General features: G+C 56.4%; 14 protein-coding genes. 2 read left to right on the top strand and 12 right to left on the bottom strand.

The annotated features are described in order from the left end of the window. The 9 genes from WMO45_RS02280 to WMO45_RS02320 form a co-directional block, all read right to left on the bottom strand. A complete protein-coding gene (locus WMO45_RS02280) occupies positions 1 to 834 on the bottom strand; it encodes an FAD binding domain-containing protein (protein ID WP_349139038.1) in 834 nt (277 codons plus the stop codon). Further along, positions 831 to 1,418: a hypothetical protein gene (locus WMO45_RS02285; RefSeq protein ID WP_349139039.1), complete on the bottom strand. Its 588-nt coding sequence runs from the start codon at positions 1,416 to 1,418 to the stop codon at positions 831 to 833. Before WMO45_RS02285 ends, WMO45_RS02280 begins: the two co-directional genes overlap by 4 nt. An 89-nt stretch (positions 1,419 to 1,507) precedes the next feature. Continuing rightward, entirely contained in the window at positions 1,508 to 2,308 is an 801-nt protein-coding gene (locus tag WMO45_RS02290; RefSeq protein ID WP_349139040.1) for a cyclase family protein, read from the bottom strand. A gap of 61 nt (positions 2,309 to 2,369) precedes the next feature. After that, complete coding sequence (locus WMO45_RS02295; RefSeq protein WP_349139041.1) at positions 2,370 to 3,794, bottom strand: YlbE family protein; 1,425 nt, start codon at positions 3,792 to 3,794, stop codon at positions 2,370 to 2,372. 15 nt (positions 3,795 to 3,809) lie between these two features. Then, complete coding sequence (gene fdrA / locus WMO45_RS02300; protein ID WP_349139042.1) at positions 3,810 to 5,366, bottom strand: acyl-CoA synthetase FdrA; 1,557 nt, start codon at positions 5,364 to 5,366, stop codon at positions 3,810 to 3,812. Further along, on the bottom strand, positions 5,353 to 6,225 hold the full coding sequence (locus WMO45_RS02305; protein WP_349139043.1) for an oxamate carbamoyltransferase subunit AllH family protein: 873 nt from the start codon (positions 6,223 to 6,225) through the stop codon (positions 5,353 to 5,355). The genes fdrA and WMO45_RS02305 overlap by 14 nt, the downstream gene beginning before the upstream one ends. A gap of 4 nt (positions 6,226 to 6,229) precedes the next feature. Continuing rightward, the gene (locus WMO45_RS02310) at positions 6,230 to 6,574 is read right to left on the bottom strand and encodes a Zn-ribbon domain-containing OB-fold protein (protein ID WP_349139044.1); all 345 of its coding nucleotides are present in this window, start codon (positions 6,572 to 6,574) and stop codon (positions 6,230 to 6,232) included. 12 nt (positions 6,575 to 6,586) lie between these two features. Continuing rightward, on the bottom strand, positions 6,587 to 7,783 hold the full coding sequence (locus WMO45_RS02315) for a thiolase family protein (RefSeq protein ID WP_349139045.1): 1,197 nt from the start codon (positions 7,781 to 7,783) through the stop codon (positions 6,587 to 6,589). Between the two features lie 30 nt (positions 7,784 to 7,813). Beyond that, entirely contained in the window at positions 7,814 to 8,473 is a 660-nt protein-coding gene (locus WMO45_RS02320) for a hypothetical protein (protein WP_349139046.1), read from the bottom strand. 206 nt (positions 8,474 to 8,679) lie between these two features. Between WMO45_RS02320 and WMO45_RS02325 the strand changes: the two genes are divergently transcribed. After that, positions 8,680 to 10,287 (top strand): PucR family transcriptional regulator, encoded by a 1,608-nt coding sequence (locus WMO45_RS02325; RefSeq protein WP_349139047.1) that lies wholly within the window; start codon positions 8,680 to 8,682, stop codon positions 10,285 to 10,287. 52 nt (positions 10,288 to 10,339) lie between these two features. On the opposite strand, the gene WMO45_RS02330 is transcribed toward WMO45_RS02325, so the two are convergent. From WMO45_RS02330 to WMO45_RS02340, 3 genes are all read right to left on the bottom strand, one after another. Beyond that, the gene (locus WMO45_RS02330; protein ID WP_349139048.1) at positions 10,340 to 11,563 is read right to left on the bottom strand and encodes an aspartate kinase; all 1,224 of its coding nucleotides are present in this window, start codon (positions 11,561 to 11,563) and stop codon (positions 10,340 to 10,342) included. Positions 11,564 to 11,644: 81 nt separating this feature from the next. Beyond that, complete coding sequence (locus WMO45_RS02335; protein WP_349139049.1) at positions 11,645 to 12,844, bottom strand: homoserine dehydrogenase; 1,200 nt, start codon at positions 12,842 to 12,844, stop codon at positions 11,645 to 11,647. Positions 12,845 to 12,876: 32 nt separating this feature from the next. After that, positions 12,877 to 13,317, bottom strand: coding sequence for an ACT domain-containing protein (locus tag WMO45_RS02340; protein ID WP_349139050.1), 441 nt, complete (start codon positions 13,315 to 13,317; stop codon positions 12,877 to 12,879). 177 nt (positions 13,318 to 13,494) lie between these two features. On the opposite strand from WMO45_RS02340, the gene ytvI reads away from it, so the two are divergent. Continuing rightward, positions 13,495 to 14,556, top strand: a complete 1,062-nt coding sequence (gene ytvI, locus WMO45_RS02345; protein WP_349139051.1) for a sporulation integral membrane protein YtvI — start codon at positions 13,495 to 13,497, stop codon at positions 14,554 to 14,556. Positions 14,557 to 14,600: the final 44 nt, after the last annotated feature.

Genomic DNA, 14,600 nt, shown 5'->3' on the forward strand with positions numbered 1-14,600 from the left:
TCACATCAGTGCCCGCAGGCTCCTGGCAAGCACCACGCCTACCACTTCCAGCCGGTAGGCCTTTGTGGCGCGCACATCGTCGATAGGAGAAACCTCGGACCGAGCCAATTCTACCGCCGTTTCAATGGTCTCCTCACTCAGTACGGCCCCGTTCAGGAACTCCTCCGTTTTTCTCAACCGGATAGGTGTAGGCGCCACCGATCCGTAGGCCAGCCGCCAACCGTCATCGGCCTTTAAGACCGTAGCACAGATGGTGGACAGATCCACCTCACGACGCCGGGATATTTTTGTAAATTCTCCATGAGCACCGGGGACCACCGGCACCTGGATCGCAGTAACAATCTCCCCCGGCCGCAGGCTGGTCTTACGTACAAATACAAAGAATTCCGACAATGGGATCCGCCGCTCCCCCTCCCTGCTGCGGGCAATCACCACGGCATCGTGGGCCAGAAGCGGCGTGGAGGTATCCGCCAGAGGCGAGGCATTGACGATATTGCCGATGCAGGTGGCCCGGTTGCGCACCTGCTTGGACCCGACACTCAGCGCCGCCTTGGCCAAGGTGGGATAGTGCTCCCGGACCTGCTGGTCCTCGCCGATCTCATTCATGGTCATGCAGGCCCCGATGGTGAGCCCCTGCGCGGGATCGTATGTCAGCTCTTTCAGGCCGGGAATGCGCTTGATGTCGATTACCGCTTTGGGCGCGATGAGGTGATCCCGCAGCTGGATCACCACGTCGGTCCCGCCGTTGAAAAGTTTTGCGTCCGTCCCGAACCGGTCCAGCAGATCGAACGCCTCCTCCAGTGTGGCAGGCGCAAAGTATTCAAATGCTTTCATCCAATCCCCTCCTTTTTCTGGGGCTGGGGCCGTCCTGTCACGCGCCGTCCTATCACCTCGCGCCTTGCCTTGCCGCTCAGGCGCTGCATCAGGATCTGGATGACCTTGACCCGGTCTCCCATATAGACCTCCAGGTCAGCCCACGCCTCTTGGGTCATCTGGGTCCCTTCCGGGTCGGCACAAACCTGAAGAAATTGTTTGTGGAGCGTGAAAAACGTATTGAAATAATCGTAATATCTGCGTTTGAGATGAGCACTGGTACCTACGGCTTGAAACAGGTCCATTAGCGCTCCCTCAAGTTCCCGGTCATACTCGGCAAAGCGGGTGCTTCTCCCCCGCTCCAGTGCGTTCTGTGCGGTTCTTGGCTGCTGCTCCAGGGGCTGGAGTCGGATACTCCCTGTATCGTCTATTTCCCGGACGGGGGTGGACTTCCAACCATCCATGGCATAATCCCGTGCCTCCAGGAAGAGGAGGCCGAACCGGTCAGCTGCCCGGCGCACCGGGGCATTCTTCCACCAGTAAAGCAGTGAAATCACCGCGATTACCGCAATCATTCCACCATAAGCCAATAGCTGCTGCGGCATAGCGTCTCCCCTCCTCTATGCCTTCTTCGCTTTGGGTAGGCCAAATGCGGGCAGCTCCGCCGGGGGAGCTGCCCGCATGGGCAGGACAGTTACACGTCTTCGAACCCGTCGAAGGCGACAATGCGGGAAATACAGCTCTCACCGTCTACCAGCTTCCAGGGGAAGCAGCCAATGACGACCCGCTTGTTGGAGAGTTTATCGATCTCGCCGCCCAGGCATTCCGCATGGATGGCCTCATAGGGCTGGCAGAAGAGCTCGATGTGCATGGCCTGATAGTGGTCGGGCCAGGGATAGATTTCATTGAGGCGCTTGCCGTAGCGCTCCTGGAACACCTTGTCGCACTTTTCCGCCTCCAGCGGCTCCCAATCGCGGATCTTGGTGTTCATGGGGTGGTCGGCAGAGCCGCAGTCCACGCCGATCCATTTGATCTTCTTGTCGCGGACCCACTGGATAAAGTCCAGGGAGGGACCGGGGTGGCGGAGCATGTAGCGCCGCTCATCAGCAGTGGGAGAATCCCAGCCGTAGATGTGGTAGCCGGTGTTGATGATGAGGATGTCGCCCTCCTTGACCTCCACCCGCTTTTCAATGTCCTCGGGGGTATAGATTCCCCAGTCCTCCTTCTGGTCGGACAGGTCTACAATGACACCGGGGGCACAAAGCTTGGTCAACTCCAGAGATGCCATGTCGCGGCCAGCAGTATCAAAATGCAGGGGGCCGTCCAGGTGGGTACCCACATGGTTGGAGTGGGTCATGAGCTGGCCGTTGGCGCCGTTGGGAGCCAGGCGCTTAAAGAACTTCATTTGCAGCGGCTCATAGGTGGGCCAGGGCGGGGTGTTGATGCCGATGGGAATGGAAAGCTCGTACATCGTAATGTCAGACCATTTACTCATGATAATACCTCCCGTCATTCAGTCATTCTGGCTTCTCTGCTGCTATGTCGTCGGTCCTGGCTCAGGTCCACGCCTGGGCACAGGCCTCGATGGCCTTACGGAAGCACTCCTCCGGCGGATGTACCAGCCCGGCTCCCACCTGACCAACGCCATACTCCTTGTGGGCAATACCGGTATTGATGATGGGACGGATACCGGTCTCGATCACCTTGAGCAGATCGATGCCCGTAGCGCTGCCCCGGAAGTCCAACGCCGGGATTTTATAGGTATTGCTCTCGCCGGTGGTGATCTCATACATCTGGGTGGAGTAGTTGATGGCGTCCTGTACCTGACCGCCCACAAACTGTACGATTGCCGGCGCAGCAGCCATACAGAACCCGCCGATACCGGTGGTCTCGGTAATGCAGCTGTCGCCCAGATCCGGATTGGCATCCTCTTCATCAAAGCCTGGGAAGTACAGGCCTTTGACGATCTCTGCCGGAGCGGTGAACCAGGCATCCTTGCCCAGGCCTGCAATGCGGATGCCGAAGTCCGTACCATTGCGGCACATGGTAGCCACCACGGTAGAATATGGAATATCAAAAATCGGGTCCATCGTACACTTACAAACGGGCATAGACAGGTTGAGGAACGTGTGGTCATTGTTGTTGATAAACGCCAGTGCCGCCAGCTTCTGTTCCATGGGGAAGTCGGTGTTCATCACATCCATCATGATCTCCCGCAGGAAGAGAGATGTACCGGCCTTGTTTCGGTTGTGGGCCTCGTCGCCCATCTGCAAGGCCTGGGCGATCATGACCTTCATGTCGATCTCGCCGTGGCGCTCCAGCGCCTGCCGGAGGACGGGATAGTACTCGTTGCGCATGCGGTGCAACCGGTCGAAAACCTCCTGATCGCAGGCGCCGAAGCGGAGCACTTTGCCCAACCCTTCGTTCATGGTACAGTAGGCGTCATTGCCGTAGGTCTTATTTACCATATGCCACACCGGCATGGAATAGGTCACCACACCCGCCATGGGTCCCACTGTGCTGTGGTGGTGACAGGGAGAGAACGTAATTTTTCCGCTGGCCGCCAAAGCCTCTGCCTCTTCCAGATTCTTGGCAAGCCCCTCATAGATAAGTCCTCCCATGACGGCCCCACGCACAGGTCCGCACATACGCTCCCATGTGACCGGAGGTCCAGCATGAAGGATGGTGGTGGGAGTCATGCCCGGGATGGCCTCGCCGGCGGTAGACATACCCACCAGTACCGGCTGAGCCGCCAGAATGCGGTTAAGCGCCTCCTGATTGGCGGCGGCAATACGCTCGCCCAGCGGGGGCTGGCGCAGTTTCCGCAGATATCCGGCAATCTTCTTATCGCCTCCTGCCACCGGCTTCCAGTCTACATGGACAGCAGGCTTACTCTGCTTGAGCAGATCCTGATAAAAAGACTCAATGCCGAAGTTGACCACAGAGAGCTTTTTTCCGAAGAGTTCGTTGAGCTTACTCATGTTCCTCCCCCCTTCTTACAGGTGCTCCAGGATGAGCTGGACAAAGCGGGTGGCCTGCGCATTGGAGGGCAGTACCACGGCGCCGGCGTTGGCCAGCTTCATCTGGGAGCCGGACAGGCTCTGGGGGTCGCCCTCGGTGCCGCATACCGACGCTACGACGGCCAGGTAACGGCCCTCTCTGGCCGCCAGGTCCTTGGCCGCCCGGATCGCCTCGGACAGATCCTGGGCTGGGTCCTCATGAGAGCCGTAGCCGATAACGCAGTCCACCAGCACCACGGCTGTACCGGGATCGGCTGCCTCTGTGATGACCCGCTCGGCCCGAAGGGAGGGATCGATCATGGGATGAGGCCGCCCCACCGTGAACTCGTCGTCACCAAAGTCCAGGAAAGTATGTTCCCGGCTGCTGCCGTTGCGTGCGTTTTCCAGCAGGTCCTCCGGATGCAGCGGGATGTTGGACCAGATATGTCCCAGCTTTCCGATCATCAGCTTCATGGCTTCATCACACAGGGTTCCGCCGGTGTAAAGGCCGCGGACATAGGCCTGCCCGGGAGCCATTTTGGCCGCCTCGACCGCCGCCAGGGTCTCTGCTTTCTCCTGACCCATAGCAAAGCCGGTAAAGTCCTCCGGCTGCTCTCCACGGGACAGTGCCACCGCCTTATGGGCTGCATCTTCCAGGGAAATCGCCGCGCACAGGCCCCGTTTCTCGATCTCCGTGGGATCGCCACCGATGAAGCAGACCACAGTAGGCTTTCCGCCCGCCGCCGCCTGGTCCAGAATCTGCTGGGCAATTTCCGCTGCCGGGGGCTTGGAGACCAGCGTCAGCACCCGTGTCTTTGGGTCCTGAATCAACGCATCCAGCCCCAACTTCATCATAATGCCGCCGATGTCTTTCTTCAGATCCCGTCCGCCGGTACCCAACAACTGAGAAATACCGCCTCCCAGCTGGTCGATGATACAGGATACTTCCTGGGCGCCAGTGCCAGAGGCACACACCATGCCAATATCGCCGCTCTTTACCACGTTGGCAAAAGCCAGGGGGGTATTGTTTACGATTGCCGTACCACAGTCGGGGCCCATGACCAGCAGTTCCCGGGCAGCGGCATATTCCTTCAGAGCGCGTTCTTCTTCAATGGTTACATTGTCGCTGAAGAGCATCACATTGATGTCGTGTTCCAGACAATTCTGCGCCACTTCATAAGCGTACTTGCCTGGGACAGAGATCACTGCCATGTTGATATCCGGATCAATCTTCAGCGCGCCTTCCAATGTAGGAGGTGTATAGGCTGCTGCCTTATTTTCCGTTTTTTTGCTGAGCAGCTCGTCTACTTTAGCCACAACCGCCTCAAAGGCAGCTTCATCTTCACATTCGGCCGCCACGAAAAAATCGTTGGCTGTGACGGAATCAAAACCTTCGCCTGCCAGCCCGATGTTCCCGGCAATCTCCCGGTTCAGATCGGTCCCCATACCCACCAGCGCTTCCTTCACGCCGGGGAGCTTCTTTACGTCCTTGGAGATGATCATCAGCGTGACCGAGTCATAGTAGGCGTTTTTTCTCACCTCAAGTTTGACCAATGTATATCCCTCCAATGGCACAGGCGTCCAGGACGCCAAAATAGACCCCTGTGAGGAAATCATAGCCAGAACTGCTGCCAAAGCTGGCCACCCGCAGCAGGCTTCCAGCCAGCTCCGGCCCATCGTTCCCCCGGCGCAGGCATCCAATCAGGGCGAGCACATCTTCCGAGAACAGTCCCTCCCCCGCACGCTGGAGCAACGCGGCACTGATGTCATTGGTTCCCGCCGCAGCCGCGCTGGCCACAGTCTCTGCCATTCCAGTCCATGCTCCTTTTTGTGGCAGCAACGCCAGATACCCGCAGAGAAAATCATCCGAGGAGGGTGTTAACCCGGGCCCACAGCCTGCCATCCTACGGGCCATGGCCGCCGCCCCAGTCCGATCGGCCGCACGCACCATTCGGCGCAACACATCCAGTCTGGGGGTCAGCAGTGCGGCATATGGACCATCCACCCGTCCCAGAGCCATACCTGCAAGTCCGTGGGCTGGCGCAGAGGCCAAAAACCGCCGGATTGCCCCCGCCATTGCAGGGACTGGGGCGGGACCGTCCGCCAGGTGCAAATCTATTGCAGGTGCGCCCGTGACCTTGACTGCCAGCGTGCCGTCCCTCCAGATGCCTCCCGAGCCGAGCGCCAAAGCGCCCGGCTCCAGAAGACTCGATACCAAACTTTCTTGTAGTACGATCGAATAAGGCTGTAAACACCGACCTGGCGCCAATAGGGTAACCATCCCTAACGGTGTACTCAGATTTACCGCGCTTTGGAAGCGGGAATGGATCTTCGCTGGGACGTGCCTTCCTTCCAACGCTCTAACTAGCGTCTTACAAACACGCTCGCCGGGAACAGCCCCATCTGCCTGCATGGACTCAGGGCTTCTGGAAGATGAAGCCGTAATAGTCCTTGCCCACACCTTCCTTTACCACGCCCACAGTAGAAACCAGGTCCATACCGATCTCCGGACGCTCGTCAAACCCGATCTGTCCCAAGGCGGTAACACCGTTGTCAAATTGGACGATGCCGAAGTTCAGCCACGCTTTCATATAGCCCTCCGGCAGGTTGAATACCCTTGTCCAGGTAATTAGCTTGCAATGGCCGCTCAACGGCTCTTCCGTAAAGGAGCGGCCGCCGCAATCGGGATTCTGACAAACCGCGTAGCGCGGGTGGTGCAGCTTCCCGCATTTGTCGCACTTATAGGCGTACATCTCTTGCATGTCAGACCCTCCTTACTTCGTGGTGACGATGGTGGCGACCACATTGTTGCCAAAACCGCCAAAGTTCACAGCCATGCCGGTCTTAGCGCCCTCTACCTGACGGCCAGTGGCCTCACCGCGGACCTGCCGCACCAACTCCACCACTTGGGAGACACCAGTGGCTCCCAGCGGATGGCCCTTTGCCTTCAGGCCGCCGGAGGTGTTGATCGGCAGCTTCCCGCCGATTTCAGTCTCACCCCGGCGGACAGCCAGATGCGCCTCGCCCTTCGGGAAGAAGCCACACTCTTCGCTTTCGGCCAACTCCAAGATCAGGAACGCGTCATGCAATTCGGCGCAGTCAATGTCCTCGGGTCCCATCCCGGCCATTTTATAGGCCTTCTCCGCTGCTGTACGTACTGCCAGCAGCTCAGTGGGATCAGCGCGGTCTGCCACATAGTGAGTGTCGGTAGCGGAGGCAATGCCGGCAATACGGGCAAAGGTCTTATGACCAAAGCCCAATTCTTCCTGCTTATCCTTGGCTACCAGCAGCACGGCGGCGGCGCCGTCGGAGACGGGGCACATATCAAACTGCCGCAGAGGATCTGCCACCATCGGACTGGTGGCGTCTACATAACGGGGATCACTGATACGCTCCAGTTTTACCTTGCGTTGAATGTGGGCACAGGGGTTATTCATGGCATTGGCATGGTTTTTGACCGAAATGCGCGCCAGATCCTCGCTGGTCTCACCATACTTTTCAAAGCGCAGCCGGGTAAACAATCCCGCGAAGGACGGCAGCGTAATACCGTAGGGATATTCCCCAGTGGGATGGAGCATGGTAGCCACGAAATCGGTGGCCTCCCACCCCGAGACGACGCGCATCATCTCGCCGCCCACTACCAGTACACAATCACACATACCGGAAGCAATTGCCATATAGCCCAGCTTGATGGCCGAGGCTCCGGAGGCCGGGCCGTTCTCAATACATTCGGCCATAGCCGGACGGATATTCAGAGTATCCACCAGGGCGGATGCGGAACCGCTGATGCGATTAAGCATTCCGGCGCCCATGGAGGCCACAAAGACCTGATCGATCACATTGTCCTTACCAGTCTTGGCGCCGGCATCATCCATTGCTTCCAACGCCGCCTGGGTCAGCATCTCCAGGAAGGAGACATCGGATTTGCCAAATTTGGTATGGCCTACGCCAACGATTCCTACCTGCCGCATATGGGCACCATCCTTTCCTGCAGTTCTTCCTCAGACGCTGATCTTGTCGGGCTTGCGCAGGATCTTGTTGGCCTCGATCACATCCTCGAAGGCGGGCCGGATACCGGTACATTTGGCCGCCTTATGCTTCTCCCACAATGCCTTGGTCAGCACATAAGTAGGTACGCCGCCCAGCTCATGGGGGCAATCAGGACGGGACTCCAGCTCATACTCGATCATCCAGCGCTTAAAGCCGTTGGGGCTCTCGGCCACGATCAGAACCTCGTCCTGATTCATGACGTCCAGATGATATTCCATCTTGGCCGCAAACAGGTGAGCACCGACGCGGCAGCCACGCTTAAGCGTGATGGTATGATAGCTCATACCGACCTTTTCATCCACCATGCGGCCATTGACAATGCCGGCAATCTCGCCGTCTACCGCACCGACAAACACATATTCATCCCGTACCCGGTACCGCAGCATGCCCAGCAACTCGGCATAGATACGGGAAGCGACGATATCATAAAAGTCCTTGGGCTGCTTCATCAAAGGTTCAATGGTTTCCATCAGCAGAGGAATTTCATCCCAGGTTGCTTCACGTACCAGCATGTCCTCACCACTGGTCAGAGGGATCACTTTGGCTTCATAGGGCTTGAGGCCGATCGTAGGGGGCCGAAGCTGCTGCTCCATTTTGTCAATGATCGCCATTCCTGTTTTCCTCCTTTAATTTGTTCGGATGTGTGTAGGTACGTGTTTCGGTTTACAAATCTTGCTTTGTCTACATTACACATTATAACAAGGTACATTCCCCATTTCTATGTTGACTTTCTACAAACACTATTCTATACTCTTTGGTAAGGCGTTATAGCATTGACACAGACCACATCTTCCTTTATGCCGGAGGTGACTTATCTATGCTGCGTGTCCCGGAATGGTCTTTTCATCCCTCCTTGTCTGAGTTGCTGTCACTACCTGTATTTCAGGGGAGCCGTGTCTTGGCTGGCCATGCCGGGCTGGAGCATCCGGTCACCGGCATCAATTTGAGCGACACCCCGGAATACTATAAATGGCTTTCCCCGGGCGAGCTTATGGTCAGCACATGTTTTGCCCTGCACGACAATCCAGGGGCGCTGGCTGATTTCATCCCGACGCTCTCCAGCAAAGGACTGTCCGGCTTGATCCTCAAACCCGGACAATACTTGGGTTCCACACCCAAAGTCATGCTGGCCTGTGCCGACCAACTGGCTTTTCCGCTGGTTGAACTTCCAGAGTCGGTCCGCTTTTCCGATATTACCAAGGCTGTCTCTGATGAACTTCTGCGCCGTCAGACCGCTCTGCTGCGCAGCACTCTTACGGTCAATGAAATGCTCACCCGCACCATTGTAGAGGGTGCGGGTCTGGAGGAAATCACCCGTATGGTCTCCGGTCTGACTGGCGGAAGCATTCTTGTACTAGACTGCATCAATAACCGTCGCGCCCGGTTTCTTACCGAAACAGACGCCACGCGCTTTTCCGGTCACAGTGAAGAACAGATTGACCGCGCTTTGATTGCCGGCTCAGAAATGCACGTCCTGCGAGTCGGCGGCCACTCTTTCGGATTTCTTTATGTTTATCATAGCCTGCCGCCCATTGAGGCTCTTGACGACGGCATCATGGCTCAAGTCCTTCAAACTATCCCTCTGGAAATCGCTCGAGAACGCACGGTCCGGGAGCGTGGTGACCAGCATTTTGACGAATTTCTGCTGCATCTTCTTTCTGATCACATCGCAGATGAACACCGCGAAGCGGCCCGTGCCCGTGCCTTTGGTCTTGACCTGTCCCAAAATCATTTGATCCTCCGCGCACGCGTCATTGACCGCTCAGACACTAACAACAAATATGCCGGCGTTTTTCAGCGCACGCTGCTGGCCAGTGATGTACAGACCACTTTGACCAATTTGGGTTTTTCCCTGCACCTGGTCACTACCTCAGACGAATACCTCCTGCTACTCTCCGCGCCGCTAGAGAATCGTGCTTTTACTGCACTCACGACTCGTTTTCCCGAACGTGTGGATCGTTATATGGAAGATTACGACGCTCTGTCCATCATAGCGGGCTGCGGCCGGCCCCATTCCGGCATCGCTGGGCTGGTCAGAAGCGATCGCGAATCCCGTCTGGCCTTCCGCGCTTCTCTCTCTCGTGGTGGCGGTTTAACTCGCTTTGAGGATCTTGGGCTGTTGCGTCTGGTTTATGCCAGTGAGCCGGAAGCCGAAATCGACACCTTTGTACATGAAACGCTCCGTGGACTTCTGGACCACAGTCAACCCCGTTCATCCGAATTGCTTCAGACTCTGGAGAGCTATTTCCGCAACTATGGAAATCTAAAACGGATTTCCGAGGAAATGTATGCTCACTATAATACAGTCGTCTATCGACTCAAAAGCATTCGTGAGATTACAGGTCTGGATGTACACATACCAGCTCAGCGGTTCCAGTTGGAGCTGGCCCTGCAGCTTTATCGTCTCACTACACTTGACCATTGAAACAAAAGGGAGCTGCGTTCCTACCTGGAACGCAGCTCCCTTTTGTTCTTATTTAATTCTCACCAAATTCGCTGAAGAAGCGGTCATGAATGACCTGGACTGCCCGGTCGGTCTCGGCCGCATCCACCAGAACCGACGCCTTGATTTCGCTGGTGGCGATCATGTTGATGTTGATGCCCGCATTGTAAAGTGCCTCAAACATTTTGGCTGCCACACCGGGATTATGAATCATACCGGCTCCCACAATGGACACCTTGGCAATCTGATCGTTTACATCCACCCGCTCAAAGCCCAGCACATTCTTCTGCTCTTCCAGCAGCTCCTTGGCCCGCTGGCTATCCGCCTTACAGACGGTAAAGCTGATGTCCTTCGTGCCACCACGGCCAATAGACTGCAGGATGATATCCACATTGATGTTCTCCCGGGCCAGCAGGGAAAAGATCTTGAACGCAATACCGGGCTGGTCGGCCACTCCGACCACCGCCAGGCGGGCTACATTTTTATCCTTCGCCACACCTCTGACGTGCAGTTTTTCCATGGTTTTTACAACCTCCTTGACTTTGGTGCCCGGCTTGCCGGAGAAGCTGGACAAAACCTCCAGATTAACATTGTAACGCTTGGCCATCTCCACAGAACGATTGTGGAGCACCTGCGCTCCCAGGGTAGCCAGTTCCATCATTTCATCGTAGGTAATCTCTTCCAACAGTCTGGCTCCCGCCACATTGCGCGGATCGGCAGTATAGACGCCATCCACATCCGTGAAGATCTGGCACAAATCCGCGTGGAGCACTGCTGCCAGCGCTACCGCCGAGGTATCCGAACCGCCCCGGCCCAAGGTAGTGATATCGTCGTACTTATTGACCCCTTGAAAACCCGTCACGATGACAATGGCCCGCTTGTCCAGCTCTGCCATCACCCGCTCGGTATTGATACGCTTGATCCGAGCATCACCATAAGCTGAGTTGGTGCGAAATCCTGCCTGCCATCCCGTTAACGATACTACCGGGTAACCCATAGCCTCAATCGCCATAGCGCATAGAGAGCAGGAGATCTGCTCGCCTGTGGACAGGAGCATATCCATCTCCCGTTTGGAGGCGTTAGGATTGATTTCCGCAGCCTTGGCAATCAGGTCGTCCGTAGTATCTCCCTGGGCGGAGAGCACCGCTACTACATTGTGTCCCCTGCGGTAAGTTTCCGTAATAATACGGGCCACATTACGGATCCGGTCGGCATCCGCAACTGAAGTCCCGCCGAATTTCTGAACAATGAGTCCCATTGGTATATGTACCCCCTAAAATCAGGAAAATCTCCGATACCATAGACGCGGCATGTGCCGCGCCTATGGTATCTTATGCATTTACTCCAACACCCGGAACTGTGAGACCGGTTGGATCCCCGCCAAAGCCTTTTCCAGCTCTGTCTGGCTCATCGGGGCGGTCAGAACCGCCTGTTCCTCCTCCGGGGCATCTGTCCGATGGAGTACCTCGGCTGTTGGGAAACGTGCGCACACCCCCTGTCCCCGGAGATACCAGGGACTCTTCAGGCTGTCCGGCGAGGTCGTCACATCGTCGCCGCCCTCTTCCCAGACCATGCGCTTTTTGGCATCCCGATGTCTGGCCGCGTCGATCACATCGGCCACCACTGCCGAAGCAGTGGGCAGCTTGCCTGCGCCCCGGCCATAAAACATCACGTCTCCGATGGCATTGCCCCGCACGGCAATGGCATTGAATACATCCTCCACACCGGACAGCGGATTTTCCTCCGATACCAGGTGCGGCGCCACGTAGGCACACACACGGCCATCTGCCTGCCGGATGGCCCGCCCCAACAATTTGATCTTCCGGCCGCAGCTCTCTGCGTAGGCTATATCGGCCAGTGTCACGCCGGTGATCCCCTCTGTCGGTACCTGGCGGGGATATACATGCCGTCCAAACGCCAACGAGGCCAAAATGCAGATCTTCCGGCAGGCATCGTACCCTTCGATATCTGCGGTGGGATCCTGTTCGGCATAGCCGTTCTGCTGAGCTTCCTTCAACGCCACATCAAAACTCAGCCCCGCCCGAATCATCCGGGTCAGGATATAGTTGGTCGTACCATTGAGGATACCGGTAATCTCCTCAATCTCATTGGCTGCCAGACATTGGTTCAGTGGGCGGATAATGGGAATACCACCGCCCACGCTGGCCTCAAACAAATAACTGACCCCTTGCTCTGCCGCCAGCTTTAACAGTTCACAACCGTGTTCCGCTACCAGTTCTTTGTTGGAGGTAACCACACTTTTCCCCGCCAACAGGGCCCGTCGGGTAAATTCCAGTGCCGCTCTGGCCCCGCCAATTGTCTCTACCACAATGGACACATCGGGATCATTTTCAATAATGGAAAAATCATGCACGATCTTATCCGCAAAGGGACTCTCTGGAAAATCCCGCACATCCAAAATATATTTCAGCCGAACCAGATCGTCCGTCTTACGTTCGATCTGACTCTCATTGGTAGCCAGCACCTCCGCTACACCGGAACCGACCACCCCGAACCCCAGGATCGCTACCTGCACCATGCGTGTTCCTCCTTCTGCTATTGAAAAGGCCATCAGCCCGCCAAGATCTCACACCGCAATACTCCATCCACATCCAATGCCCGCTGCAGCAATTCTTCCAGAGGGATCTGGAGGCCGGAAGTCTCCGCACCAATGGTGACTGCTGCGCATCCGTTGGCCGGAATGGCCTGATTGATGGTCAGAATATTTCCGCCGCTCTTGGCAAAAATATTCAACACCGAGGAAAGCACTCCAGGCTCATCCTTCAGCAAAATCTGAAACGTAATGATCCGCCCCTGGAGCATATCGTTAAACGGACGCAATGCATCCTTATACTTGTAAAAAGCGCTTCGGCTGATCCCCACTCGCTGAGTGGCCTGGTGTACAGTCCCAGCCTCGCCAGTCTCCAGCAGCCGCTTGGCTTCCGCCACCTTCAAAAAAATCTCCGGCAGGGCTCCGGCCTCCACAATAAAATAGCCAGGTGTTTTGCTCATCCATCGCGCCTCCCATTGTGTCCTCTCTCAGGAGTCATTTGTCTTTCCTATGTGGTCCATTTTAACACATTGCTGTGTTTCTTGCAAGGCGGAGACCTTTGCCAACTCCACCGATTTCACAGCTCTTATTTTTGAATTTTTTGTCAATCTCTACAGTCACACCGGGAGGGACCTGATTTGCCGGAGAATCCACACCTTCGTTTTCTGCTTCGGTTGCTCTACGCCGGATTGGGTCTGGCCGGTCTTTGGGTCTGCATCCGGTTTCTTTTGCCATGGCTATTTCCGTTTTTAGTCGCGTTTGGGCTGGCCGCACTTCTGGAGCCAGCAGTCCGTCTGCTGGCAGCACGACTGCGCCTTCCCCGCTGGGCTGGCGCAGCGCTGTGCACGCTCCTGCTCTCCGTGATTATGCTGGGTTTATTGGGCCTGCTGCTGTGGAGAACCGTCTACGAGCTCTCTCTTTTGCTGGGACGTCTGCCTACCCTGCTGGCCGGGCTTCCAACACTGGCCAATGCCTTGGAAAATCAGGCTTACCGTTTTGTTATTGCCTTGCCCGTTCAACTCCAGGAATTGGCACAACAAGCCCTGGAAGAACTGCTAACGCAGGGAATCTCACTCCCCAACCGCTTTTATGATATGCTGGTCAGCACGGTCTCACATCTTATCTCTGCATTGCCCGCTGCGATACTGAGTCTTTTTACTACCTTTCTGGCCACCTATTTTATCAGTGCCAGTCGTCCTCAGCTTCTGTCCGCCATACGTGGAAACCTCCCCGCCCGCTGGCAGGAAACGATCGCCCTGGGCAGCGCCGGAGCAAAACGCGTGCTGGGCGGCTGGTTGCGTGCTCAGGGTGTATTGATCCTGATCACTTTTGCCGAGGTAGCAGTGGGTCTTCTGCTGCTGCAGATTGACCTGGCTTTGCTAATTGCAGGGCTAACCGCACTGGTAGACGCGCTCCCGGTATTTGGAGCCGGTGCTGTACTCTTACCCTGGGCATTTCTGGCTTTTGTAAGTGGAAAGCGTACGCTCTGCCTTGGCTTGCTGATCCTCTACGGTGTGGTAACGTTGGTACGCAATCTATTAGAACCGAAACTGGTGGGCCGACAAGTGGGACTGCCTCCACTGCTGTCCCTGCTGTGTATGTATGTCGGTTTTCAGGTGTTCGGCGTACTAGGAATGATTCTGGCTCCCTTGGCCGCCGTTCTTGCCCGCCAATTCTGGCAATCCAAACAACAGGCATAATAAAGCAGGACCGTGGAGCACGCTCCACGGTCCTGCTTTATTTT

Source organism: Flavonifractor hominis (assembly GCF_040095835.1).
Taxonomy (GTDB): domain Bacteria; phylum Bacillota; class Clostridia; order Oscillospirales; family Oscillospiraceae; genus Flavonifractor; species Flavonifractor hominis.